This window comes from Marinobacter sp. B-21 (assembly GCF_056857895.1).
The window spans coordinates 1-25,313 of record NZ_JBSXNZ010000054.1; the positions used below are offsets into that span (position 1 = coordinate 1).

The window sequence follows — 25,313 nt, forward strand, 5'->3', positions numbered from 1 at the left end:
GGAGGAAAGCGCAGTTGAGTTGGGATAGAATTGGACATGGGCGAACCTTGTTTAGCTTCTTCCGAAGCGTTATTGGTGTAACTCCCATTATATCAATGGGTTGAGCAAGGTTCGCCTTTTTTTATGAATAATTCGGGCTAAGTCCGGTCATTGCTTGCCTTGATGGACAGCTGAGGGCACGATTACTCGTGCCCTTTTTTGTGAGCTTGGGAGCACGGTTGGGGGCGGATGGCCTCTCCAAAACACGCTCCTTCGGCCCATCCCTGGGGCGCTTGGGCTCCGCCATCCATGGCTCCGCACAGTTTTGGAGAGGCCATCCGCCCCCAACCCCGAGCACCCGAGTAAACCGGAGAAAAAACCACCTATGCGTCGTACCAAGGAAGATGCCGAAAAAACCCGCCAGACCGTTCTTGAAGCGGCATTAAAACTGTTCAGTCGGGATGGCTACTCACTGACCACATTAAGCCGGATTGCAAAGGAAGCGGGCTGCAGTCGTGGGCCGATTTACTGGCATTTTGAGAACAAGGACGATCTGTACGAAGCGGTGCTGGCCTATTCTCAGGAACCGCTGGAAGCACTCGTCGCAGAATGTTCAGCCATGCGCGATACCCCCATTGCGGCGATGGACCATTTTATCGAGCGCTGGCTGGGGTTGTTGGCTAACGACAGAAAGTACCGGCAGTCGTTTGAAATCCTGCTGAACAAGACCGAACTCACCGATGCCATGAGCCGCACTCTGAAACGGGAGCGGGCATTGACCGCGTCGATTATTGCCATGTTTCGGGATCTGGTTGGCCAGGCCGTTCAGCTTGGTCTGATCAAAACGGAGGAAGATCCGGAAGATCTGGGGCTGTTGAGTTATACCTACCTGATGGGTATCACCCAGACCTGGCTGTTCGCGCCGAAGCTGTTTTCATTGAAACAGGAGGCGGCATTTTTCCGACGGCAATTCTGGGTGTTACTCGGCCGTGACTGAACGCTCCTTCTCAAGCAACTGCTGTTTGCGGTCGAGGCCCCAGCGATAGCCTCCGAGCGAGCCGTCGCTTCTCAACACCCGGTGGCAGGGTATCAATATCGCGATGCGATTCCTGCCGCAGGCGGAGGCCACTGCCCGAACCGCTTTGGGTTCCCCAAGGCGCCTTGCCAGTTCTGTGTAGCTCACCACCTCGCCTTCCCGAACGCTTAACAACAGCTTCCAGACTCTTGTCTGGAAGGCAGTGCCACGAATATCGAGAGGCACGTCAGGGCGGGGTTTGTTTTGGCAGAGGTGTTCATCAAGCGCGACCATCCAGGCATCCAGTTCCGGAGACTCACTGGCCCCTGACGGGGCGAGCCGGGCTTTCGGGAATTCCTTCTGCAGTTGCTCGTGCAAGGTCTCTTCATCGTCGCCAAATTCGGCAAAGCACACACCCTTGTCGGTGGCGGCCATCATCAGCAGGCCAAGTGCAGTTTGCCTGCTGGCATAGGCGATCATTTCACCTTCGCCGCCTTTTCCATAACGCGACGGCGGCATGCCCACCTGCCGGTCCGGTGCGCCATACACCCGGCTGACCGAGCCAAAGCCGGCATCGTAGATGGCATCGGTGACGGCCTGGCCAGTTCGCAGCGCCTGTTTGAACGCGCGCATCCGGAGGGCATCCTGATAGGCCTTTGGCGATAACCCGAAGGTCTCCTTGAACGACCGTTGAAGATGGGAAGCTGACAGCCCGGCAATCTCAGCGAGATCGGCCAGCCTGAGCGGCTCATCGGGACGGCTTTCGATGTATCTGGCCAGGGCCACCATCCGGTCTGCAACCGGGGTTGCGGCTTCGGGTTCTCCAGAAGCAGGGGGCAGCGGATGGTGCTGTGATCTGGGCATGGTTCAGGTCCTGTTTATCCGTCTCTCCACTCGCCCACACTATGCCGTTATCCATCGGTCGCTGCCATCCGTTTCTTGCTGCCCTGGGGGGTCAGAACATCTTCAGGTAACGGTCGACCTCCCAGGACGACACGTGGTTCTGGTAGCTCTCCCATTCGCCTTTCTTGTAATCGACGAAACTCCTGAACATGGCTTCGCCGAAGACGTCCTTCGCCAGCGGATCGGCCTCGAACGCCTCGACGGCTTCACCGAGGTGACGAGGCAGGTACTCAATACCCTGGGCAGCAATGTCGGCATCGCTGTAGTTGTACATGTTTTCATGGTGTGGCTCGCCGGCATCCAGGCCCTCGCGAAGTCCTTCCAGCCCGGCCGCCAGGATCAGGGCGCTGCCGAGGTAAGGGTTGCAGGCAATGTCTGCAGCGCGACATTCAATGCGACCGCCCATGCTGGGAATGCGAATCATGTTGGTACGGTTGTTGGAGCCATAACACATGAACACCGGCGCCCAGGTGGAGCCGGACATGCTGCCCTGGCGAACCAGACGCTTGTAGCTGTTCACCGTAGGGGCGATCACCGCGCTGATAGCCGCGCCGTGTTTCAACACGCCGGCAATGAAATGGTAAGCAATCTTACTGATGCCACAGTTGTGCAGGTCATCATCCCTGGGCTCGAACAGGTTCTCACCGGTTTTGATGTCGGCCAGGGACATATTGTAGTGGGCACCACTGCCGGTGCGGTCAGCAAACGGCTTCGGCATAAAGCTCGCGAAAGCGCCGTGTTTGCGGGCGATTTCGTTGGCCATCATGCGGAAGAACACCAGACGGTCCGCCATGGTCAGGCCATCGGCGTATTTGAAGTCAGTTTCAAACTGACCGTTGGCGTCCTCATGGTCGAAGGAGTACACGTCCCAGCCCAGTTCGTTCATGGCGTCCACCAACTCGTCGATGATGGGCAGATTGTCCATCAGGGCGCGGGGGTCGTAGCAGGGCTTACCCAGGTTGTCCCGGTCACTCAAAGGGGCAAAGCCGCCGTCTTCGGTGTCACGAAACAGGAAGAACTCGGTTTCAATCCCAAGGTTGAAGCGGTAACCCATATCGGCGGCTGCGCTGAGCTGGCGCCGGAAGATGTTGCGTGAACAGGCTTCGAACGGCTCACCATTGAGGTACAGATTGCCCGGAAACCAGGCCAGCCGGCGATTCCATGGGCAGATGGCCAGCCCGTTCGGATCCGGCATGGAAGCGACTTCATCGTCGGAGATGTCCTGGGGCACGCCGTCCAGAGCCGCACCGGTGTACAGCTCGGAGCCCTCCATCATCTGCCCCAGGTGGGCAACGGGAACGAACTTGCCTTTGGTGACACCATGAATATCAACGTAGCTGGCGATAGCGTACTTCACGCCCGCCTCGGTGAGTTTTTCTTTCAGGGTCTTGGTGTTGGTCAGTTCTGTCATCGTTTTCCTCTCTTCAGCCCGGCGACGCGGACAGTCGGTTTGTCTTCTGGCACGTTTTTTCCTTTGATCTAACCATTCAACTTACATGCCAGTATGTATGTAAGTTGGATTATGCGCCGCTCAAACAGAGCCAGAAAAGACGGAATCTGAGGACAAAGTTATGGATTTACAGTGGATTAAAGCCGACTTCGAGGCCGGCCCGGTCCCTGCTGGAGCGAGCAGGCTCATGACAGTGCACCCCGAACCGCCCCGCACCATATTGGCGCATACTTGCTGCCAAATTCGCCCCGACTCCCCCGTTATTGCCCGCTTGATGTATCTGGCACGCCATCTGCACTGTTAAGAACAGACGGTTTTCAAAACCCCGATCCGTTCACAGCACTGTGCACAACATCGCAGACAGAGCGGCGAACACGAAAGACAAATGGGTGACTAGGGTTCCGGTCCGGGCAGGCACGCAACAGCTACCCGGATGGCTGGTCCGAGAGTTACCGACCTCTGGGAGGTTACACGGCGGGACAAAAGCCCGGGAGACCGAATCGCAAGGGATGCTGTTGCCCGCGATAACCTTGCCGTGTTGTGTGACCAGAGGAGACAACCTATGCGACTGATCAACCGCCATCCCGGACGGGCCTCGGCCACCCTGCTGGGCCTGCTGCCCTTCCTGCTGATCATGCTGATCTATAGCCTGGCCTCCCAGGAGCGCCTGGCGGAAAACCCCAACGACAAACTGCTGCCCGGCCTGGAACAGATGACCGCTGCCGTGGATCGGATGGCCTTTCAGGAGGATCGCCGCAGTGGCGACTACCTGATGTGGCAGGACACCACCGCCAGCCTCGGACGGCTGGCGCTCGGCGTTGGCATTGCCGCGTTGCTGGCCCTGGTGGTGGGCATTCTCAATGGCGTTCTGCCTCTGGTAAGGGCCAACCTCGCCCCTCTGGTTTCGGCGCTTTCGATGGTGCCGCCTCTGGCCATACTGCCCATACTGTTTATCGTGTTCGGCCTCGGAGAACTCTCGAAAGTCATGCTGATTGTCATCGGCACCGCGCCGATCATGATGCGGGATGTGGCGCAGCGGGTTCGGGAGCTGCCGGGCGAACAGCGGATCAAGATCCAGACCCTGGGCGCCAATTCCTGGCAGGTGATCACCCGGATGGCCCTGCCTCAGGTATTGCCCCGCCTGATCGACGCCGTGCGCCTTAGCCTTGGCCCGGCCTGGCTGTTCCTGATCGCGGCGGAGGCGATTGCGTCTACCGAAGGCCTCGGTTACCGGATCTTCCTGGTGCGGCGCTATCTGGCCATGGATGTGATCCTGCCCTATGTCATCTGGATCACGATTCTCGCCATTGTTATTGATCAGTGTCTGCGTTTAACCAACCGCAGGCTGTTCCCTTGGTACAACGCAGGAGGCCACTGATGAGCTTTATTACCGTCAACAATCTCTGGAAAGAGTATGGTGACCAGGTGGTCCTGGAAAACCTGAACCTGACCGTGAAACAGGGCGAATTCTGCACTCTCGTAGGCGCCTCCGGTTGTGGCAAGTCCACCTTCCTGAAAATGTTGTTGGGCCAGGAAACCCAGACCCGGGGTGAGCTATTGCTGGAGGGTGAGGCCTTCCCGGGAGAGCCGGACCGCAACCGGGGTATCGTGTTCCAGCGCTACTCGGTGTTCCCGCACCTGACCGTTCGCCAGAACGTACTGTTGGGTCTGGAGCTGGAGCAGAAGCCCTGGCTGGGCAAGCTGTTCGGCAGCGCCCGGCGTGAGGCTCTTGAAAGAGTGGATGCCATGCTGGAATCCGTAGGCCTGACGCCCTCGGCGGACAAATGGCCTCACGAACTCTCTGGCGGCATGCAACAGCGACTGGCCATTGCCCAGTCCCTGATTATGCGCCCTCGCGTGCTGTTGCTGGATGAGCCCTTCGGTGCCCTGGACCCCGGTATTCGCGGGGACATGCACGACCTGCTGCTGAGGTTGTGGCGGGAGACCGGCACTACCATTTTCATGGTCACCCACGATCTTCAGGAAGGCTTCTATCTGGGTACCCGGCTGCTGGTGTTCGATAAGATCCGCAACGACCCCCACGACCCGCAGGCGTTTGGCGCCACAATCACCTATGATCTTCCGATCGGTCAGACCGACCGCAAACTGTTTGACGACATCAACGAATCGGTTATCCAAACCGCACGGCATCAGGCGGCCTGAACGTGTGAACACAAAAGGGGCCGCCCGCGGGCAGCCCCTTTCAGACCGGCAGAACACCGGCGCTTTCCAGGATCAGTTGCTGGCAACGCGATCCTTTGGCAGCTTGAACGTCCAGACCATACCGCCCTGGTTGAAGTGCTTCACCACCCTGGCGACTTCACCACCCCAGAGCGGAACCGCACCACCCCAGCCGGAGGCCACGGAGACATACTGCTCGCCGTCCATGGTCCAGGTCACCGGGGTACCGACCACACCGGAACCGGTATTGAATTTATACAGCTCCTCGCCAGTCCTGGCATCAAAGGCCTTCAGATAACCCTCCGGGGTGCCGGTGAAGACCAGGTTGCCAGCGGTCGTCATGACACCACCCCACAGAGGTGCGGTGTTCTGGTAGCGCCACACTTCCCTGCCGGTTTTCGGATCCATGGCGCGGAGTACGCCGATGTAATCATCATTCGCCGGTTTGATGGTGAAGCCAGCACCCAGGAACGCCGCACCCCTCTTGTAGGAGACTGGCTCATTCCAGATGTCCATGGACCACTCGTTGGAAGGCACATAGAACAGGCCGGTCTCCTGGCTGTAGGCCATGGGCATCCAGTTCTTGCCGCCCAGGAACGCGGGCTGTGCAACCACGACTTCACCCTTGGTTCCTTCCATGGCGGAAGGGTCGCCAGGCCGTCCTCCCTCTTTATAGATCGGGCGGCCGGTCTTCGGATCAAGGCCTTCCGCCCAGGTGATCTTGTCGACGAACGGGAAGCCACGGATGAAATCGCCGTTCTCACGGTTCAATACATAGAAGAACCCGTTACGATCCGCGGTTGCCGCCGCTTTCACGGTCTTGCCGTTTTCCTGGTAGTCGAAGGAGATCAGCTCGTTGACACCGTCATAGTCCCAGCCGTCGTGGGGCGTGGTCTGGAAGTGCCACTTGATGCTGCCGTCATCCGGATCGATCGCCAGACGGGAAGACGAGAACAGGTTGTCACCCGGGCGCAGGTGCGAGTTCCAGGGCGCCGGGTTGCCGGTGCCGAAGAACAGGGAGTCGGTGTCCGGATCGTAGGTGCCGCCCAGCCAGGTGGCCGCGCCGCCGTGTTTCCACATATCGCCGGGCCAGGTTATGCCGGCCTTACCGCCGGAAATGCCGTTCTCGATGGCCTTGCCATCCTTGTAGACATAGCCCATGTGACCTTCAACGGTCGGACGAGTCCACAGTAAATCACCGGTATTCGGGTCGTAGGCTTCCACCTTGCCGACAATACCGAACTCACCGCCGGAAACACCGGTGATCAGTTTGCCTTTCACCACGATGGGGGCGGCGGTAATGGCGTAGCCGGCCTGGTAATCTGCCACCTTCTTGATCCACATCGGCTTGCCGGTGTCCTTGTTCAGGGCAACGAGTTTGGCATCCAGAGTGCCGAAGATAACCTTGTCGCCATACAGGGCGACACCCCGGTTAACCACATCACAACAGGGCATGATGCCATCCGGCAGGCGGGCGTCGTACTGCCAGATTTCCTCCCCGGTCCTGGCGTCGATGGCGTAGACACGGGAATAGGAGGCGGTTACGTACATCACGCCGTCCTTGACCATCGGCTGCGATTCCTGGCCACGCATTTTCTCGCTGCCGAACGAGAAACCCCATACCGGCTGCAAATACTGGATGTTGCTGGTATTCAGATCGTCCAGGGTGCTGAAGCGCTGGCCCTGGGTGCCCATACCGTAACTGACAATGTCGCCCGGCGTTTTATGATCATTGATGATGTCTTCGTCGGTGACCGCATAGGCCCCGTACGACACCGCCAGCGCCAGGGTGCTGGCGGCAATGCGAATCCCGAACTTGTTCGATCTCATGGTTGCGCTCTCCAATTCTCTTGTTTTCGGTTCTTTTGTGTTCGTTTCAGGGCGAACCGGGAACGTTTCCCGCCTCTGGTACGATTCTTCGCCTTGGCGGGAAAGCCAGCAATTGCCCCCCGGAACAGGTTTTCTCATCACTTGGTCGTACTACCTGAAAGAAATCGCTCGCCGGGGTTGGCGGGCTGCGGGATCAGAGTTCGCCCTCGGCCCGGGCGATGGCCTGCTGATCCAGAAACTCCCGGTAGTAGTCGGGCACGCTGTAGCGCAGTTCCTGGCTGGCAAACAGTTCGTTCAGCTCGCCACTCTTGACCAGCTTGTCGACAATGGCTTCCAGGGCATACCCCAACTGCCGATGGGTGTGTTTGATGGCCATACCCACATCCCACACCTGTTTGCCTATGCCGGGAAAACCATTACCCGCGGCTTTGAAACCAGCGTTTTCGGGTCTGGCCAGCTCATGATCGATTTCTGCCCGCATGCCCATCACGGCGCTGACCTCGCCCTCCCGCATGGCGCTGAACGCATCACGCACGTTGGGGTAATGCCGGACCTGCTCACGCATTCGCCCGCGCAGTCCGGAGGAAAGGTAGAAGTCCGGAAGGGTATCGATCTCCACGCCGATCGGGTGATACTGGAAAACAGCTACGGTTTCCACTGAGTCCAGCTTTTCCGGGTTAAAGGCGATCTGCCAGGTTTCCTGCTGGTAGGGACCGAACAGAACCACCTGCTCGTTGATGTATTCACCCGTGGAATCCTGCATGTAGGCATACTCCTTATCGTAAGGAACCCGCAGCATGACATCGGCCAGCCGTTGTTTGGCCAGGTAATGGCCCTTCCAGACGTTGTTACGCAGGTCGTCCCCCAGATTTTCATCCGGAGTGATCCAGTGCACTTTGAATTCGACACCCATTGCTCCGGCAATCCGTCGCCCGAGCTCGACATCAATCCCTCTGGGCTCGCCATCAACGTCATAGGAGTAGGGGGGGAAGTTTTCGTAGACACCCACTTTCAGGTAGCCGGACGCGAGGATGATGTCGTAGGTTCTCTGCGCCGGCCGGTTCAGGAGCTTGTCGCCGTCGTCAACCTCCTGGGCCAGAGCAATCTGTGTGAGAAGCAGCAAAGCCAGAATTCCAGACAGTAGTTTCATTGTTATCTCCCAACGACAACAGGCCGGCGCAGGGCCGGCCTGGGTTCAGGCATGGATAAGACGAAAGCGTTGCCATTACTCCGGCTTCGGCAGTGATTCCACATAGCTGCGAATGGCCCACATGGCGTTCTGGTCGAGGGTTTTCTTCCAGGAGGGCATACCCCGGGCAGTTCCATTACGAACACGGCCAATGAAGTACTCGTCATCCCATTCGGTGAGCTCGCGAAGATCCGGCGTCAGGCCACCCGACATAGCGCGGATACCGTGACAGCCGGCGCAGTTGCCCGCGTAGGCACTCTCGCCGATTTCAACGGCCTGGGCATTGAACTCGCCGTATTCATTGCCCTCACGGAACGGATTCTCGGTCCGCACTTCGTCACCGAGCTCCGGCAGGTTGCCCGTATCCACTTCCTGCGGTGTGACGTTGCCGTGCGCAAAGACCAGACCGGCCAGACCAAGCATGGCCGAAGCCATTAATGCTTTCAGTGAAAAGGACGTTGCCATTGGTGTTACCTCTCTTATTGGATTCCCCATGGTTGGCGATTGGATTTGTCGGATGCCAACTTGCTGACTTTCAGTCTAGGAACCCCCACGCCCGATCCGAATGCCACTTTGGAGTTTTTGACCTAGTTCCTTGGTAGTAGGCGGCAGGTGTCTGCCCGGAAAACTCCTCCTTAGGTACTGTCTGATTCCTACTTTCAGAATATTCCCGCCAGTACGTGCCTTCTCTAAACTCACACGAAAGACAACAAAAACATGGGGTACCTTCATGCCGTTTCGCCACCTGGCAGTTCTGACGGGGTTGCTGGCCGCCAGCCTTATGTCCTCGGGCGTGCCGGCAGAACCTCTCGACACAAAAATTGGCTACATCCAGTGGGTGCCGGATCAGGGCCCGGTGCTCTCGAACGTGATTCCCGAGCCAGAAGATGCGGGCCTGCGGGGCGCTGAGCTGGCCATGGACGACAACAGCACCACTGGCAGATTTCTGGGCCAGACCTACACGCTCCAGAGCACGGTGGCCAACTCCGCAGACGCGGCGATGGCCGCCTTCGCCACCATGCGCAAGACCGGGATTGAGCTGTTTGTCGTGAATGCGCCGGCACAGACCCTGAAAGCCATCACCGACAAGGCCGGTCAGAACACCCTGATCTTTAACGCCGGGGCCCGGGATGACGCCCTGCGCACACGGCAATGCCACACCAACCTGCTGCACACCATGCCCAGCTATTCCATGCTGACCGACGCCCTCGGCCAGTGGCTGAGCCAGCGGCGCTGGAAGGAAGTGTTCCTGATTACCGGGCCCACCGGGGCCGACAAAGGCTGGGCGGATGCCTTTCGCCGTTCGGCCAAACGCTTCGGCCTGGAGATTGTCGAGGATAAACCCTGGACCTTTGACGCCGATCTTCGCCGCACCGCCTCCCGGGAATTGCCGCTGTTTACCCGGGCCGATGACTACGATGCCGTGGTGGTGGCGGATGTGCGGGGTGATTTCGGTGAATACGTGCCGTTTAACACCTGGTTGCCAAGGCCGGTGGCGGGCACCCAGGGCATGATGCCGGTGGCCTGGCACCGGGTGGTGGAAAGCTGGGGAGCCGCGCAGTTGCAGAACCGGTTCAGGGAACTGGCCGGCCGTGACATGAACAGCGAGGATTACGCCGCCTGGGCCGCCGTTCGCTCCATTGGCACAGCCGTAACGGATCTCGACAGTGCGAACCCCACCGAGATCCGCAATTTCCTGTTCAGCGACAATTTCCAGTTGGCCGCCTTCAAGGGCCGAAAGCTCACCTATCGTGACTGGAACGGCCAGCTACGCCAGCCAATCCCACTGGTTCACCCCCGGGGCCTTGTTGCCCGCGCGCCCTTCGAAGGCTTCCTCCATCCCTACAGCCAGATGGATACCCTCGGTTTTGACAAGCCAGAGAGCGAGTGTCGGATTAACAACTGATCGCTTCCGCGGCCGCATCTTAAAACAACAAGGAGCTCCACCATGAAATCTCTGTTCAAGCAAACCGCCCTGGCCGCCATGATCGCCCTCTCGACACCGGCCGCACTGGCCAGCCTGGCCTACGTATCCAACGAAAAGGACAACACCCTCACGATCATTGATACCGAGTCCATGGAAGTCGTCGACACCATCGGGGTGGGCGCCCGACCCCGGGGTATTCTGCTTTCCAGGGACTACACCAGGCTGTACATCTGCGCCAGCGACGACGACACCGTGCAGGTGCTGGACCTGGCCACCCGCAAGATCATCGATACCCTGCCCTCCGGTGAGGATCCCGAGCAGATCGCCCTGCATCCAAACAACAGGCACCTTTACATTGCCAACGAGGACGACGCTATCGTCACTGTCCTGGACGTCCACTCCAAAGAGATCCTGGCCCAGATTGAGGTAGGCGTGGAACCGGAAGGTATGGCGGTAAGCCCGGACGGCAAGTGGGCGGTCAATACTTCCGAAACCACCAGCATGCTGCACTGGATCAACACCGAGACTTTCGAGATCGAAAAGAACATCGTGGTGGGCCAGCGCCCCCGCCATGTGGAGTTCAGCAGGGACAGCAAGATTGCCTGGGCCTCGGCGGAAATCGGCGGCACCGTGCACATTATCGATGTCGACACCCTGAAGCAGATCCATGAGTTATCCTTCAGGGTGCCTGGGGTCAACCAGGACCGGGTGCAGCCGGTGGGCATCGAACTGACCTCCGATGGCAAATACGCCTTCGTCGCCCTCGGCCCTGCCAACCATGTGGCGGTGGTGGATGCCAGGACCTATGACGTACTGGACTACCTGCTGGTGGGCAGCCGGGTGTGGCAGCTGGATCTGGACAAGGACGAGAAGCATCTTTACACCACCAACGGTGTCTCAGGTGACGTGTCTGTGATCGATGTGGAGGACCTGAAGGTGATCAAATCCATCAAGGTGGGCCGCTACCCCTGGGGCGTGGTGATCGATCCCACTTCATGACTATAGAAGCCCGCAACCTCAGCTTTCGCTACGGCGACAAGCCGGTGCTCAAAGAGGTCAGCTTCGCGCTGACCTCGGGCCGTTTCCATGCCCTGCTCGGGCCCAACGGCGCTGGCAAGTCCACCCTGTTCGGCCTTTTGACCCGACTACTGGCGTTGCAGCAGGGGGATATCCTGCTGGCCGGCCAGTCCCTGAAAAAGCAGCCGGCCGAGGCCATGCGCAAGATCGGGGTGGTGTTCCAGCAGAACGCCCTGGACCTGGACCTGACCGTGCGCCAGAACCTGCAGTACCACGCCGCCTTGCACGGACTGTCCCGCAAGGAAGCCCGGGCGCGGGGCGACCGGGAACTGGCGCGCTTCGGGTTGCTGGACCGGGCCAACGATGCCGTCCGCCAGCTCAATGGCGGTCACCGCCGGCGGGTGGAGATTGCCCGGGCGCTGCTCCATGAACCCTCTCTTCTGTTGCTGGATGAACCGACCGTGGGTCTGGATGTGGCCAGCCGCAAGGCACTGAACGAGCACGTGCGCACCCTTTGTGACGAGGACGGCCTGACCGTGCTCTGGGCCACGCACCTGATTGAGGAGGTTCGCGAGGACGACCGGGTGCTGATCCTGCACCAGGGCCGGTTGCTGGCCGACGGTACCGGACACGCCATCTGCCGGGCCCAAGGCACCCGGGATCTGGCGGAAACCTTCCATTCCCTGACCGGAGCCGGATAACCATGAAAGCTGCCCATTACTGGCACTGTTTTGTCGGCATACAGACTCGCGAGTGGCTGCGGTTCTGGCAGCAGCGCACCCGGTTCGCCAGTGCCCTGGTGCGCCCGCTGCTGTGGCTGGTGGTGTTTGCCGCGGGCTTCCGGGCGGTACTGGGGATTTCCATCATCCCGCCCTACCAGACCTACATCACCTACCAGACCTACATCGCCCCCGGCCTGTGCGGCATGATCATCCTGTTCAACAGCATGCAGGGGGCGTTATCCATGGTGTATGACCGGGAGCTGGGCAGCATGCGGGTGTTGCTGATGAGCCCGCTGCCCCGGCCATTTTTGCTGGTGACCAAGCTGCTGGCGATGGGGGTGGTGTCGGTCGGGCAGGTTTATGTGTTCCTGCTGCTGGCACTGCTGGTGGACGTGGAGCCGCCGTTGTGGGGGTATCTTGCGGTGTTGCCGGCGCTGGTGCTGGCCAGTCTTATGCTGGGGGCCATGGGGTTACTGATTGCCACCTGGATCAAGCAGTTGGAAAACTTTGCCGGGGTGATGAATTTTGTCATTTTCCCGATGTTTTTCCTGTCATCGGCCCTGTATCCGCTCTGGCGGATGAATGAGGCCAGTCCCTGGCTGTACTGGATCAGCCAGTTCAATCCGTTCACCCATGCGGTGGAGGCGATCCGCTTCTCGCTGTATCTGGAGTGGAACCCTGTAGCTTATGGCATTACTGCGGGGGTAACCGTGGTTCTGGTAATGCTTGCCACGGCCGGGTTCCGGCCTCAGCGGACCAAGATCCTCGGAACCTCCAAGACTGCTTGATCGGGCGGTAGTGGGCTATGGGGGACAGGCTAAATCAAGGTTACGAAGCCTCCCAAGAAGTCCATCAATCAAACCAGCCTCACCCACTGCATCATCCCACTGCAAGCGCGCCGGTTTGCCATCCAGGTACCAAAGTCGGTTTGCCAATATCTCGGCGTCACCACCATCGTGGGTAACACAGATCATCGCCATTTCGGGGTGAGCATCCAGAATGCCGGCGATCAGTTTTTTCAGCCCGCCCGCCATTACCGGATCCAGTGACGCAAAGGGTTCGTCCAGTAACAGCAAGTCCGGCTTCACCGCCAGACAACGTGCCAAGGCAGCCCTTCTGGCCATGCCAAGAGAAAGCTGATCCGGCAAGTAGTGACCGTAACCGGAGAGACCAACCTGACTTAGCAAATTTTCGGCTTCCTGCTCGGTTGCACCGACCAGACGGAGGTTGGCATTCAGGGTTCGCCACGGCAGCAGGCGGTGTTCCTGGAACAGATAACCCACCCTGAGCCTGTCGCGTCCGATGACCGCATCGTCCGGTATCGATCTGTCGAGGCCCGCAATGACATTCAGCAACGTGGTCTTGCCAATACCGGAAGGGCCGAGCAGGCAGATACGGTCGCCGGGGGCTATGGTGGTGAACACTTCCCCAAGCACAGGCTGGCCAAAATCCCGGCCGGCGATTCTGAGTTCAAGCATGGGCAGCCTCCGGCTGGCGCCAACGGCTTGAACGGCGTTCCAGGGGCTGGAGGATGGCCAGTTCGATGAGCTGCACCACGGCAATAAACGCAAGGCTGTAGGCGAGGATGGCGGCAACGTCGAAGACCTGGAAGGCCATGTACAGCTGGAAGCCAACGCCGCTGGAACGGCCGAGCAGTTCGACCACCAGGACGATTTTCCAGATCAGGGCCAGGCCACCGCGGGTGGCGGCCATCAGGTAGGGAAACAGTTGCGGCACCCAGACTTCGCGAAATCGCTGCCAGCGGGTGAAGTTGTAGACGGTGGCCATTTCTTCAAGGCGATAATTCAGACTGCGAGCCCCTTCCCGGACGGTGACGGCGACGTTGGGGACCTTGTTGATGACTACGGCCATCACGGCGGCCACTTCCACCAGGCCGAACCAGACGTACATCAGGATGATGGTGACCAGCGCTGGCAGGTTCAGCATCAACACCAGCAGGGGATCGAACAGGGCGTTGGTGGTTCGTGACCGGCCCATCACGATGCCGATGGCGGTGCCAAGAAGCATGGCGAGAACAAAGGCCACCAGGACACGCCCAAGGGTCGCACCCAGATGGTGCCAGAGTTCGCCGGAGGCGGACTCCCTTATCAGGGTGTCGAGCACATCCAGGGGCGTGGGCAGGAGTGGAGACTGGATAAACCAGGCAATCCATGCCCAGAGCAGGACAAACGAAGGCAGAACCACCCAGTAACTCCAGGCCGGCGGGCGGCCGGAGCGGGTGTTCACGGTTGTCTCCGGTAGAACAGCTCCGACGGCATCAGGTTGCCTGGGTCCGCACCGGTGAGCGCCAGCAACCGATATAGGTCAGTAATTCGCTGGTCCGTGAGAGGCGCGGGCGTGCCGGCGACAAAACCTTTGCGCAGTGCCGTGAAAACGCCCTCTTGCGGGCTGCCCATCAGGGGCCGCAACCGCTGCCAGTGGGATTTGTCCGCCGCCAGTTCGGCTTTTGCCTGCTGCAGGGACCCGGCGAAGCGATCCAGCAACGGCCCCTGGTTTTCAGCCCAGCCCGCCGGGAACACATAGCCCAGAACCGGGAGGTTCCGGTCCAGATTCATGGCGGTGAGCAGGTCGGCCATACCGAACGCGGAGCGCCAGCCGCCCTCTCCCTTCAGGCGGGCCGAAAAATGCCAGTAGGTGACGATCGCATCCACCTGGCCGCGCTTCAGGGCCTGGCTCAGCAGGGGTGGGGCGGCGAACTGGACCTCGGTGGATTGTGCCAGGTTGATCCCTTGGAGCGCGGCCACGTTCTGCAACAGTATCCAGCCTTTGCTGTCCGGCCCGCCAGCCACGCCGATGCGTTTGCCGGCCAGGTCGGCCACCGAACCGATAGCAGAGTCGCCGGCAACCACAATGTCGCCAATCCGGGAAGAGAACGGCACATAGAGATAGGGCGTGCCGGCCTGGAACCGGGACTGCGCCCACAGCAGGTCGGCCACCGCGCCGTTCACCGACTGGCTGGTGACCGCCAGGTGGGAAGCCGGTAGATTGGCAACGAGCTTCAGCTTGAGCTGGTAGCCGTTCTCGCGGTCCAGCCCCCGGTGAAGGATATGGTCCAGTTCCCAGTGCGCGGTGCCAAACTGCAGGACACTGACAGACAGCACCGGCAGCTCTTCAGGGTCACCGTCACTGCCATGGGCGGGACTCATCAGTAAGGACAGAAGCAATAGCGCGGCGATGACCACCCGGACAAAACGGGCCGCAGTCGGAAAGGATTGAAGAACTGACTTTATTGTTGGCTGTTGATTCATCCCTCCACGATACGAACCCCGCAGCCGGGCAAGAATAGTACTTTGGTGCCTGTTTTTTGGTGCGATGGTCGCATTCAACCCGGGACGAAGATCGCGTGTAATGAAATCATCACAATAATAACCAGAGGATCGGCACCGACTCCGTCGATCCCCTGCACAGGAGGCCGCCATGTTGGACGAGCTCGATGCCACACTCTCTTCCGAAAACCGCTATCATGATGCGGAAGCCAACCCCGGCAATGACAACAAACAGGTAGAGACATCCATGGAGCCGGCTTACAAGATCCTGATTGCCGACGACCACCCGCTCTTCCGCGAAGCCATCAGCAGCGTGATTGCTTCCGGCTTTGCGGGCAGCGAGATCATCGAAACCGCTGATCTGGACAGTGCCCTGGAAATCACCCGTGAAAATGACGACCTGGACCTGATCCTGCTGGACCTGAACATGCCCGGCATGCACGGGTTGACCGGCCTGATCACGCTACGTAATGAAGCGCCCACCATTCCGGTGGTGATTGTCTCCGCGGAAGAAGACAAACAGGTGGTGTTGCAGGCCATAACCTACGGCGCCTGCGGATTCATTACCAAGTCCTCTCCCCGGGCCCAGATGACCGAAGCCATCCAGCAGATCCTGAACGGCAATGTGTATCTGCCCTCCGACATCATCCGCACCGGCAAGGAAAGCAGTAACCGCCGCAGCCGGCATGAAGACAACCCGATATCGCCGGAACTGCTGAACTCCCTCACCCGCCGGCAGTTGCTGGTGTTGGAACGTATGTCCAAGGGAGAGTCCAACAAGCAGATCGCCTACAACCTGAACATCGCCGAAACCACGGTGAAGGCCCATGTCTCGGCCATTCTGCGCAAGCTTGGCGTGCATAACCGGGTTCAGGCGATTCTTTCCGCCAGTGATGTCGATTTCAGTCAGTATCTGAAGCGGTAAAATCGGGGTCAGATGAAAATGGGGTCAGATGAACTTTCATCTGACCCCATTTTCATCTGACCCCACTTTCAGTTTCCCAGCAGATGGCTTAGCGCACTGCGCAACTTCGGCGGCTTCACCGGCTTGTTCATCAGCAGGTGACCCAGCTCACGGATGTGCTGCTTGAGCTCGTTGGTGTAGTTGGCGGTAATCATCACCACCGGCGCCGGGCAGCGGCGGCGGCCGTTGATCTCCGCCACCACATCCACGCCGTTCTCATCGTTGTCCAGGTGGTAGTCCGCCAGTATCAGGTCCACCGGGCTGTTTGCCGGATCGAGCTGGCGTTCCAGGTCTTCCAGGGATACCGCCGTGACCACCTGACAGTCCCAGCCTTCCAGCAGGGTTTTCATGCCCTGGCAGATGGACTGGTCATTGTCGATCACCCAGATCCGGGCGCCACCCAGGCCGCTGTCGAAGGACACCGTGCGGTTCTGATCCGGCTCCGGTCGCGTAGGCTGCAGTCGGCCAAGGGGAACCTTGACGCTGAACACCGAACCCTTGCCTTCGATGGACGCTACCGTCACCTCATGGCCGAGCATCCGGGAGATCTTGTCCACGATGGCCAACCCAAGACCGAGACCCTTGTCGGGCTGTGAGCCTGCTGGCCGGATGCGTTTGAATTCCTGGAAAATCTCGGTGAGCCTATCTTCCGGGATACCCGGGCCGGTATCCCAGACCTGCAGCAGGATATGATCCCTGCGCCGGCGGCAGCCCAGAAGAATTCGGCCATTGCCGGTGTAGCGAATGGCGTTGGTCAGAAAATTCCTGAGAATCCGGGCCAGCAGCTGGGAATCGGATTCCACGGTGGCGGAGCTGGCGACAAAATCCAGCCGCAGGCCCTCGGCCATGGCCATTTGCCGGAACTCCCGGGCGAGGTTGTTAAGCAGGTCCCGAAGATCAAAGGCCGTCACGTCCGGCGTGATGACGCCAGCATCCAGCTTGGAAATGTCCACGAGCGTACCCAGAAGATTTTCAACGTCGTCCAGCGATGTACTCACTGAACGTACCAACCCTTCGGCCTTGGGCCCGAATGACTGTTCCAGCAGCGCACTGGTAAACAGTCGGGCGGCGTTCAGGGGCTGCAGTAAATCGTGGCTGACCGCGGCCAGGAACTTGGTTTTGGAGAGGTTGGCCCGCTCCGCCTCCAGTTTGGCATCGCGAAGCCGGGCCTCCACCGCCGCCCGCTCGCTGATTTCCTGGCGCAACTGGCTGTTCAGACCGGTCAGCGCGGCGGTGCGTTCTTTCACCCGGCGCTCCAGGTTGTCATAAGCCTGCTCCAGGGCCAGCGCGGTCTTGCGGCGGTCGGTAATATCCCGGATCAGCACGAAGAAGCCGATGATGTCGCCCTGCTCGTCGAAATTGGGCACATAGGAGCGGAGCATGTAGCGCACCTCGCCCTGTTCTCCGGCTTCTTCGAATTCAAAGGTCACGTTGTGGCCGCCCATAACCTCCAGAATGTGGGGCAGCAGGCGCTGATACAACTCGGGCGTATGCACATGATCCAGGCGCTTGCCCAGGGGCGACTCGCCTTTGCGGCCATACCAGGCTTCATAGACCTTGTTGCAGAACTGAATGGTCATGTCGGCACCGACATAGGCAATCAGTGCCGGCACATGGTCGGTGACCACACGGATCCAGCGCTCGCTTTCCTCCAGCGCCTTGATACGCCGCGCCATTTCACTGTTCTTGACGTCGGTAATGTCGGAATACAGCACCACCAGCCCACCTTCCCGGGTGGGTCTCTCGGTCATCTGAACCCAGCGACCGTTTGAGAGCAAAAACACCACGCCTTCCGAATCCGGATGACCGTGCTCTTCGACAATCAGTCCGGAGGAGACGGCCTGCTCCTTGACCTCGTTAATACGTGTGCCCGCTTCAGGCACCTCGACACCGGCCTGGCGCCAATAGCTGCGGAACCGGCTGTTGCTCTGGATCAGGCGGTGCTGCCTGTCAAACAGGACAAACCCGTCAGCAATGCTTTCGATGGCATCGTTCAGGCGCTGGCGGGTGGTTTCAGCTTCTTCCCGGGCCCGGTTCAGGGCCTTGTTACTGCCCTTCAGCTCTTCCATGGCCTGATTTAGCGCTTCGGTGCGCTCCCGTACCTGCTCGGCAAGCACCACCGAGTGCTCGAAGGCGGCGTAGGGCTCGGGCTTGTGGGCGGAACCGGACTCCACCCGGACGATCAGGGCGTCACGAATCCGCCCGAGGCGCTTATTTTCCGCCTCAAGCTCGGCAATGCGCCGGTCCCGGTCATCCCGTGCGGGACTGTCAGTCTTGCCCGGAACGGATATCAGGCTGGCCAATGACCACCCCCGTAAAGGTCTGGTTGATGTGCATGCCGTCAAACTGCTCGCCATAGGTGTTGAAGCCGATCACCTTGTGGTGGCGCAGGAATTCCGAGACCGCCTCCACCTCCCCGGTCAGCTCCGCTTCAAGTCGCCGCAGGAAGCAATCGCAGCCGATGGTCACCAGGGGCGGTCCAACCACTCGCTCGGAGGCCTCAATCTGGGTGCGCACACTGTCCAGCAGGGATTCCGGCTCCATAGCGGTCATCACGATTCCGGTTTCCACCGCACAGTAGAAGGTCAGGCTCTTGTCCGGATTCACCCGCTGGACCGAGCGTACAAAGTAATGCCCGCCGATCTTCACCCCCATGGGCCGAAGGGCGAAGACCTTGCGGTCCAGGGCATCGACAGCCACACCCACGGCTCGGGCATAGGAATCGGCGGCAGGCTCGGCATTGAGTTCGTATACGGTCCGGCTTTCCGCGCAGGCATGGGTCACCACCAGTTTCTCACTGCGTTCAACCATGTGGTGAGTGGAAAACACCCGGAAATCCAGGGGTGTGTTCACCAGCAAAACGGTGGCGGCACCGGTGTGGAACTGGCCATCATAAAACACATGGGTGTTGGCCAGGCGCTCATCGTCGCCGGCAGAACCGCCGAACTGGGGAATGGTGCCCAGCGCGGCATTGAGAGTGGCCAGAACCAGTTCTTCCCGGCTGGAAAGACCGTCGAGAAGGGTTATCGCAAAGGTATTGCCCTTGACCGGCGCCAGCTTCGCGTCTCGACACGTGGACAACAGTCCGTCGATTACGCCTTGAGCGTCCTGCAGGGTGAAACGGTCCAACTCCCGGATCAGCGCGCAGTCGATGGCAAAGTAGCGATTGTCAAAGCCAATGGCGGTAATACATCCACGGCCATAGCCCTCCGGCGTGATCTCACCGGCGGATGTACACCCACACACGCGCACGCCCTGAAAGGCATGCTCGAGGGCGGTGCCAAGACGGCTAAGATCGTATTCCGCGGAACAGAAAAACAGCACACAGCCCAGGTGTTCGTGGTTGAGCTGACTGGCAAGGTTGGTGGCGGCCAGGATCGGATCGCGAACACTGGAGCTCGCTACCCGGACCGCGGGCAGGGTCGTCGCTGGCTTCATAAACGCGGATCCCGGAAACGGATGACTTTCCACCGATTCTACGGCATCGGCAAACGCAGCCAATGCGACTTCAGTGTTTTTAATGGGCGCGCCAAAATGTTCGTAAGTCATTGATTAAATTACCTCCTGAATCAATGCCTGGTGGCGCTGCCGGTTTCCGCGGGGGCAAACCGGCACTTTAGTCTTAGGCAACCCGCTGCTGGGAAGGTTCTCCTGCCATCCCCGGGGGCCGGCGGCTCCTTAAAACATGACGATGGCGCCGAGGGCGATGGTGTCCGCCTCAGTGGTTGTTACACCCGTGCTGCGGTTGTTGTCTTCGTACCTGTTGTACTCGGCAACCAGCTTGAAGTTGCTGTTGACGTCATGGAAGAAACCGAGGGTTGTGCTTTCCGTTTCCAGGTTCAGGATTTCCGCATCCGTCTCGCCATACGACAGGACAACACGGTTGGCTCCGAATGCGTAAGAGCCCTGAACCAGGAAGCCATCAGCATCGTCTTCGGTCACGGCGCCATTACCGATCAGGACCGGGTTGTCACCTTTGGAAGTGAAGCCGGAGGCTGCCAGGGTGAGACCCGCAACCGATGCCTTCAGGCCGTAGCCAAGACCGGTGCTGTCAACGGTGGTAGCGCCGTTTTCAGCCGACTGGTAACGGCCGTTCACCCAGCCCGCCAGGGCTATGTCCTGGAGGTTGGCGTTGTAGGTGACTTCGGACTCAAAACGGGGCGCTGAGTTCTCGTCATTGGCCCCGGTCACCGTATCTGCCGGATCCAGGACACCGGCTGCCACCTTGAAGCCACTCATATCCGGCGAGCGATAGGTAATCTGGGCGGAGGGTGTCGGATACGGATAGCCGGAGCGAATGTTGCCGAAGGAAACACCGCCCTCCAGGCCCGGCGACCCGACTCCCATCAGGATCTCGTCCAGGAAAATATTGGAACGGGCGTACAGGCCAAAATCCTTGCCGATCAGCACCTGGCCGAAGTCGCCGTCTACGGTAGCGTAGAACTGCCGCACATCAATCTGCGTATCTGTCGCGGTGCCAGCATCTGCGCCCAGGCTGTCATTGATGGTGGTCCAGAACGAAGACCGTCCGCCGAGGGTCAGATCCCCCATGTCCTTGCTGAAGTTGAAGCCGATGGTGTTGGGCAGAAAGCCCATCTTGACGCGTGAATCGCGGACATCGTTCAGTTTGTCGTCACGGTTTACGTAGAAAGCATTGAAGTAGCCGTCAACGGAAAAGCTGTTGCCGTCCTGGTTGTACAGTTCAACGGCGGCATTGACGCCGGCACTGGCACCCATGGCCGCTGCCATGGCAATGGCTAACCCTGATTTTCTGACGTTGTTGTTTTTCATAGTTCCCCCGGTTGTTTTTGGAAATCTGGGATCGGAGTTCCGGGTTATCCGGACACTCCAGGCATGGTCTGTCGCCTGAATTCCATGGTCGGTTATGCGGGAGAGGGGGGGAATGCGCCCAGGGAGCAGGTTTTCTGCTCATTTGGGAGGCATCTGAAATGAAACTTTGGGATTAGTACTTGTCGGAAAAACCGTCAGAAAAGCCGCCGGAGAGGCCACCGGGAAACTGTGCCAACTCCTGCAGGCAATCGTTCAGGAAATCCTCGGGATCCGCCATCACGGCCTCGTCGGCAACCACGCCAAACTGCACCTGCCCGGCGTAGCTGACAATGCTGATGCCCAGGCCAATATTTCCGGCCTGGGGTACCCAGAACATCTGCTCGGTTATCCGGCAGCCGGCAATGTAACGGGCCTCCGCGGTACCGGGCACGTTGGAAACCACCGCACTGGCCTTGCGGTAGAACACATCGGCAACCGGCTGCCGCCAGGGTTCCGGAATAACCGTGGCACTGGCCGCCAGCCCCCAGGCAATACCGGGTTGCCAGCTCTTTTTTAGCCGGCGGGTTTCGTGTTTGATGCGGTAGAGGCGCTCCAATGGGCTTTCGCCATCCACCGGCAAGGGTACGAACACGGTGCCGAAACAATTGCCCAGCGCGCCGGGCGCCGGCTGCAGTTGTTCCGGTAGCCGGCTGCGGATATCGACCGGTACCGCGGCATGGAGAATCGCCTCGTCCAGATCTTCACCTTCAATACCCAGACGGGTCCGGACCGCCGCTGCCACGCAGCTGAGCAACACGTCATTAATGGTGACATTGGTGGCTCTGGCAATAGCGCGAAAACGGTCCAGCGGTACCGGATCAGACCAGCGGCAGTGCCGACGCCCCAGCAGCGGCCGCCTGAGATCCGTCACCGTATCTTCCGGCTCCACCAGGAATTCCGAAAATTCGTGCACCAGATTCAGACTCTTCCGGGCTACCCGCTCCAGCAATCGGCCTGCGTCCTGCCATTGATTCCCACTGGCATCATCCGGCCCTGGACCGCTACCGGGCTGCTCCGAAGACGGTTCTGTTGCCATCAACTGTCCCAACCAGGCCTTTGCCGCCGATGTCCAGCGTGCCAATTCGGCGGTTTCTGCCGCGCCGTAAATAGCAGGATGCTGCTGAGGCGATGGCGGACACAGACGATCAAAGATACCCAACAGGGACAGACCATCGGCATAGCAATGGTGAATGCGCAGCAACAGCACGGCGCCGCCCTCGGCATTCGGGGCCAGCCAGAATTTCCAGCGCGGGCGGTACATGGGCAGCGGCTGATTCAGCCGGGCCGATACCCATTCCCGGAGAGTCTCCGGCGTAAAGCGGTCCACCACCACATCAAGGTGATGCCGCACATCAAACATCGGGTCCGGCTCCCACCACCAGGCCGGTGAGCGCTTGACCGGCAGATACCGGAAACGCTCCCAGGCCATCCAGTAAACCCTGAGAAATTCCCGGAAGCGTGGCGCCGTGAGGCCATCAACCCGCACCATCACGGTGATGGTCATGGGGTTTTCCGGGCGCTCCAGGGCCAGCCAAGCCGAATCCGCAGGTAGCAGAAGGTGCGATTGCTCGTGACTCAAACCCGAACGTCCCCGGAAGAATGGTGAAGGTATGTAGCCTCTGATTCACTCCTGAATCAGAGGCTACATAAAAACCGAACCCCGCATTGTGCCAGACAAGCCCCACAGGCTCCAGAGAAGGCAATGGTTCACGCCGTTACAAAAAATTACACGTGAGTAACTATTCAGCCCTATACTGGTTATAAGCCTTAATGCAATGGTTATTAAACACCCGAATCAGTCATCGGTTGGCTCTGGGAGACCGTAAAACTGGTACCCAGCGCCAATAACTCACGGGTCCGATCGGGGTACAAATCAGGGTACAAAAGGGTTACCAGCACACTCAAATTCCAATAACAGGCCGTTGCAGTGCTGGGGGGAGAGCAGTTATGAAAGCGAGCCATGTTCGCAAGCTGATAAAACCGATTGAAAGCGCCTACTCGGAAATGTTTTCGGGGCAGGTCTACCGCGTTGGCAAAGGCGCTGTTTCCGTTCGCAACCACAGCGGCAAGGCAGAACAGACGGTTGTCGGCGTGCACGGTTTTCTGGAAAACCACTGCTACTTCACCCAGGCCTACGAAGCGCCCACCACCGAACTGATTTTGCTGACCTGCAGCAACTACCATATCCCGGTCAACGGCATTACCCCGGAAGCCCCGGACTGGGAGGTGCCGATCAGGCATCTGGAAGGCACCATTGAGTACGATGCCTGCATTCTGAACCAGGCCCTGTCCAACCTGCCCACCACCGGGAATATTCGGGTGCACGGCCATTCACGGGGCGGCGCGGTGATTCTGGAGGCCATCAAACAATGGCCGGAGCTTTTTGAAGATATGGAGGTGGTACTGGAAGCGCCGGTATTGCCCCAGGGCAAACTTCATGCTCTGGTTACCACCCTTCTGGAACCCGTCAGCCACGGCATGTGGCCCTGGCTGATCCGCCTGATCAACAACGCGCCTTCCTCGACCTACGGCCAGACCTTCTTCGGCAAGATGAACCCGCGGAAGAAGCAACTGCTGAGCAAGCTGTTCTCGGCCACCAAAGACCATCTGACCATCGTTCGCAATATCGAGAACATCATGGATTGGATGGCGCGCACCGACACCAGCATCTATAACCACGTCCGCCACGGCACCTTCCTGATTCCGGCGGTGGACCGCATTCTCGATCGCTCCTCCATGTTGGCCAGTGCCCGCCAGAGCCCGACCACCATGAGAATCGTGGAAACCGAAGCTCCGAGCCATTTCATTACGCTCGACAGCAAGGAATGGGTACCCGGTTTTGAAACACTGCCGGCGGCCGCCCAGGGGTAGCGCCCTGCCCGACCTTACTGCAAGACCTCAGCAGCTCCGCTAAACTACGCCACTTCCTCCTTTATCATCAGGTTTAGTGGAGCCAACCCCCATGTACCGTGAGCGTCTTGTCGCGACCGAAACCCGCTCTGAAAGCGCTCGCCAGCTGCAGCAGCTGTTGCTGGACTATCACGATTTCCGGCAGTTGAAAGCGGCACATCCGTTGCTGGAAAATAGCTTCCGGGTGGCCGACTGGCAGGCAGAGCGCCTGAAAGCGACCCACCTCGATCTCTACCAGCACCCCGGTTACCACCACGGCCTGGAGTTTCTGCTGACCGATCTTTACGCGCCGGCCAGGATGACCCGCCGGGATGACAACATCGACCGGGTGTTCCCCAAGATGGTGAAGTGGTTGCCGGATAACCTTCTGGACACCTTTGCCGGCCTGGTCGAGCTGAACCTGATCACCCAGCAGCTGGACCTGGAGCTGGCAGAGCTCTTCCATCGACAAGGTATACCCACCGATTCGCTAACCATCGAGTACTATTGCACCGCCTACCGGGCCAGCGAACGGCTGGATCAAAGGAAAAAGCAGATTACCCTGGTGGCGGACGTCGGCCAGCAACTTGACCGTTATGTCCGCAACCGCACTCTGGGCTGGCTGCTGTCCATGAGCCGCGGCCCGGCGGAAATGGCCGATCTCACCGATCTGCACAGCTTTCTGCACCGTGGCTACTCGGCGTTCCGGAAGATGAATGATGTAAATTTACTGATCGACCGGCTGGTCACCCGGGAGCAGCAGGTGATGCGCAACATCTTAGCTGGTCACCCCGAGCCTTTCAGTCTGCCGGGCGACCTGTAAAAGCCTCAGCCAGTGTCCCCTCAGGCCTTGATGATCTGGTCCAGCTGGGAATGAATTTCCTGCTCAATGCGCGACTTGAAAGGCCGCAGCATCATGCCCAACTCCAGATGGATATGCAGATCCGTTGGGGTGATGTTCAGGTGCCCCTTGACGCCACTGCGCTTGAATTTCAGATGGTCGCCCTCCCACTGGTAATGTACGTCGAACTGGCTGGACAGATCCTGCGCCAGGGCTTCGGCAGCCTGCCTTGCGTGTTCTTTATCCAGGGCGTGCGGGCGGTGTACGTCAATAACAGACATGAATCAGT

Annotated in this window: 23 protein-coding genes and 1 riboswitch; of the genes, 10 read left to right on the forward strand and 13 right to left on the reverse strand. The window is 59.4% G+C overall.

What is annotated here, in order from left to right:
- The first annotated feature begins 364 nt into the window (after nucleotides 1–364).
- Nucleotides 365–976: a TetR family transcriptional regulator gene (locus tag AC13C0_RS04750; RefSeq protein WP_341580729.1), complete on the forward strand. Its 612-nt coding sequence runs from the start codon at nucleotides 365–367 to the stop codon at nucleotides 974–976.
- On the opposite strand, the gene AC13C0_RS04755 is transcribed toward AC13C0_RS04750, so the two are convergent.
- Both AC13C0_RS04755 and glnT read right to left on the reverse strand, forming a co-directional pair.
- Nucleotides 959–1,858, reverse strand: a complete 900-nt coding sequence (locus AC13C0_RS04755) for a bifunctional transcriptional activator/DNA repair enzyme AdaA (protein ID WP_117618491.1) — start codon at nucleotides 1,856–1,858, stop codon at nucleotides 959–961. The genes AC13C0_RS04750 and AC13C0_RS04755 overlap by 18 nt on opposite strands.
- 91 nt (nucleotides 1,859–1,949) lie before the next feature.
- A complete protein-coding gene (glnT, locus tag AC13C0_RS04760; RefSeq protein ID WP_117618492.1) occupies nucleotides 1,950–3,308 on the reverse strand; it encodes a type III glutamate--ammonia ligase in 1,359 nt (452 codons plus the stop codon).
- 421 nt (nucleotides 3,309–3,729) lie between these two features.
- Nucleotides 3,730–3,843, forward strand: a riboswitch (guanidine-I (ykkC/yxkD leader).
- Between the two features lie 66 nt (nucleotides 3,844–3,909).
- Here glnT and AC13C0_RS04765 point away from each other — a divergent pair.
- Nucleotides 3,910–4,725 (forward strand): ABC transporter permease, encoded by an 816-nt coding sequence (locus AC13C0_RS04765; RefSeq protein WP_117618493.1) that lies wholly within the window; start codon nucleotides 3,910–3,912, stop codon nucleotides 4,723–4,725.
- A complete protein-coding gene (locus AC13C0_RS04770; protein ID WP_341580730.1) occupies nucleotides 4,725–5,510 on the forward strand; it encodes an ABC transporter ATP-binding protein in 786 nt (261 codons plus the stop codon). Before AC13C0_RS04765 ends, AC13C0_RS04770 begins: the two co-directional genes overlap by 1 nt.
- Before the next feature lie 72 nt (nucleotides 5,511–5,582).
- Here the strand turns inward: AC13C0_RS04770 and AC13C0_RS04775 are convergent, their stop codons facing one another.
- From AC13C0_RS04775 to pedF, 3 genes are all read right to left on the reverse strand, one after another.
- The gene (locus AC13C0_RS04775; protein WP_341580731.1) at nucleotides 5,583–7,358 is read right to left on the reverse strand and encodes a PQQ-dependent methanol/ethanol family dehydrogenase; all 1,776 of its coding nucleotides are present in this window, start codon (nucleotides 7,356–7,358) and stop codon (nucleotides 5,583–5,585) included.
- Nucleotides 7,359–7,551: 193 nt separating this feature from the next.
- Nucleotides 7,552–8,508, reverse strand: a complete 957-nt coding sequence (locus AC13C0_RS04780; RefSeq protein WP_117618495.1) for a substrate-binding periplasmic protein — start codon at nucleotides 8,506–8,508, stop codon at nucleotides 7,552–7,554.
- 75 nt (nucleotides 8,509–8,583) lie between these two features.
- Complete coding sequence (gene pedF, locus AC13C0_RS04785) at nucleotides 8,584–9,012, reverse strand: cytochrome c-550 PedF (RefSeq protein WP_341580732.1); 429 nt, start codon at nucleotides 9,010–9,012, stop codon at nucleotides 8,584–8,586.
- A gap of 316 nt (nucleotides 9,013–9,328) precedes the next feature.
- Here pedF and AC13C0_RS04790 point away from each other — a divergent pair, with 316 nt between their 5' ends.
- From AC13C0_RS04790 to AC13C0_RS04805, 4 genes are read left to right on the forward strand one after another with little or no spacing between them, the layout of a single operon-like run.
- Nucleotides 9,329–10,453, forward strand: coding sequence for an ABC transporter substrate-binding protein (locus AC13C0_RS04790; protein ID WP_341582796.1), 1,125 nt, complete (start codon nucleotides 9,329–9,331; stop codon nucleotides 10,451–10,453).
- Nucleotides 10,454–10,495: 42 nt separating this feature from the next.
- On the forward strand, nucleotides 10,496–11,473 hold the full coding sequence (locus tag AC13C0_RS04795) for a YVTN family beta-propeller repeat protein (protein WP_117618498.1): 978 nt from the start codon (nucleotides 10,496–10,498) through the stop codon (nucleotides 11,471–11,473).
- Nucleotides 11,470–12,192, forward strand: a complete 723-nt coding sequence (locus tag AC13C0_RS04800) for an ABC transporter ATP-binding protein (RefSeq protein WP_117618499.1) — start codon at nucleotides 11,470–11,472, stop codon at nucleotides 12,190–12,192. Before AC13C0_RS04795 ends, AC13C0_RS04800 begins: the two co-directional genes overlap by 4 nt.
- A 2-nt stretch (nucleotides 12,193–12,194) precedes the next feature.
- Nucleotides 12,195–13,001, forward strand: a complete 807-nt coding sequence (locus AC13C0_RS04805) for an ABC transporter permease (RefSeq protein WP_117618500.1) — start codon at nucleotides 12,195–12,197, stop codon at nucleotides 12,999–13,001.
- A gap of 15 nt (nucleotides 13,002–13,016) precedes the next feature.
- Here the strand turns inward: AC13C0_RS04805 and AC13C0_RS04810 are convergent, their stop codons facing one another.
- From AC13C0_RS04810 to AC13C0_RS04820, 3 genes are read right to left on the reverse strand one after another with little or no spacing between them, the layout of a single operon-like run.
- Nucleotides 13,017–13,691, reverse strand: coding sequence for an ATP-binding cassette domain-containing protein (locus AC13C0_RS04810; RefSeq protein ID WP_117618501.1), 675 nt, complete (start codon nucleotides 13,689–13,691; stop codon nucleotides 13,017–13,019).
- Complete coding sequence (locus AC13C0_RS04815) at nucleotides 13,684–14,460, reverse strand: ABC transporter permease (protein ID WP_482954025.1); 777 nt, start codon at nucleotides 14,458–14,460, stop codon at nucleotides 13,684–13,686. Before AC13C0_RS04815 ends, AC13C0_RS04810 begins: the two co-directional genes overlap by 8 nt.
- Entirely contained in the window at nucleotides 14,457–15,380 is a 924-nt protein-coding gene (locus tag AC13C0_RS04820) for an ABC transporter substrate-binding protein (RefSeq protein WP_205422332.1), read from the reverse strand. The genes AC13C0_RS04815 and AC13C0_RS04820 overlap by 4 nt, the downstream gene beginning before the upstream one ends.
- A 367-nt stretch (nucleotides 15,381–15,747) precedes the next feature.
- Here AC13C0_RS04820 and AC13C0_RS04825 point away from each other — a divergent pair, with 367 nt between their 5' ends.
- Nucleotides 15,748–16,425, forward strand: coding sequence for a response regulator (locus AC13C0_RS04825; RefSeq protein ID WP_227539531.1), 678 nt, complete (start codon nucleotides 15,748–15,750; stop codon nucleotides 16,423–16,425).
- Nucleotides 16,426–16,493: 68 nt separating this feature from the next.
- Here the strand turns inward: AC13C0_RS04825 and AC13C0_RS04830 are convergent, their stop codons facing one another.
- The 4 genes from AC13C0_RS04830 to AC13C0_RS04845 form a co-directional block, all read right to left on the reverse strand.
- Complete coding sequence (locus AC13C0_RS04830) at nucleotides 16,494–18,758, reverse strand: hybrid sensor histidine kinase/response regulator (RefSeq protein WP_482954039.1); 2,265 nt, start codon at nucleotides 18,756–18,758, stop codon at nucleotides 16,494–16,496.
- Nucleotides 18,733–19,902, reverse strand: coding sequence for a nitric oxide-sensing protein NosP (gene nosP / locus AC13C0_RS04835; RefSeq protein WP_376788090.1), 1,170 nt, complete (start codon nucleotides 19,900–19,902; stop codon nucleotides 18,733–18,735). The genes AC13C0_RS04830 and nosP overlap by 26 nt, the downstream gene beginning before the upstream one ends.
- Before the next feature lie 240 nt (nucleotides 19,903–20,142).
- A complete protein-coding gene (locus tag AC13C0_RS04840; RefSeq protein ID WP_341580734.1) occupies nucleotides 20,143–21,255 on the reverse strand; it encodes a porin in 1,113 nt (370 codons plus the stop codon).
- Nucleotides 21,256–21,427: 172 nt separating this feature from the next.
- Nucleotides 21,428–22,873, reverse strand: a complete 1,446-nt coding sequence (locus tag AC13C0_RS04845; protein WP_341580735.1) for a WS/DGAT domain-containing protein — start codon at nucleotides 22,871–22,873, stop codon at nucleotides 21,428–21,430.
- A gap of 368 nt (nucleotides 22,874–23,241) precedes the next feature.
- Here AC13C0_RS04845 and AC13C0_RS04850 point away from each other — a divergent pair, with 368 nt between their 5' ends.
- Together AC13C0_RS04850 and AC13C0_RS04855 are read left to right on the forward strand one after the other, a co-directional pair.
- The gene (locus AC13C0_RS04850) at nucleotides 23,242–24,165 is read left to right on the forward strand and encodes an alpha/beta hydrolase (RefSeq protein ID WP_117618518.1); all 924 of its coding nucleotides are present in this window, start codon (nucleotides 23,242–23,244) and stop codon (nucleotides 24,163–24,165) included.
- Nucleotides 24,166–24,256: 91 nt separating this feature from the next.
- Nucleotides 24,257–25,006 carry a DUF8198 family protein gene (locus tag AC13C0_RS04855; RefSeq protein ID WP_117618519.1) on the forward strand — a complete coding sequence of 250 codons (750 nt, stop codon included), beginning with the start codon at nucleotides 24,257–24,259 and terminating at the stop codon, nucleotides 25,004–25,006.
- Nucleotides 25,007–25,026: 20 nt separating this feature from the next.
- On the opposite strand, the gene AC13C0_RS04860 is transcribed toward AC13C0_RS04855, so the two are convergent.
- Nucleotides 25,027–25,305 (reverse strand): polyhydroxyalkanoic acid system family protein, encoded by a 279-nt coding sequence (locus AC13C0_RS04860; RefSeq protein ID WP_117618520.1) that lies wholly within the window; start codon nucleotides 25,303–25,305, stop codon nucleotides 25,027–25,029.
- Between the last annotated feature and the right edge of the window lie 8 nt (nucleotides 25,306–25,313).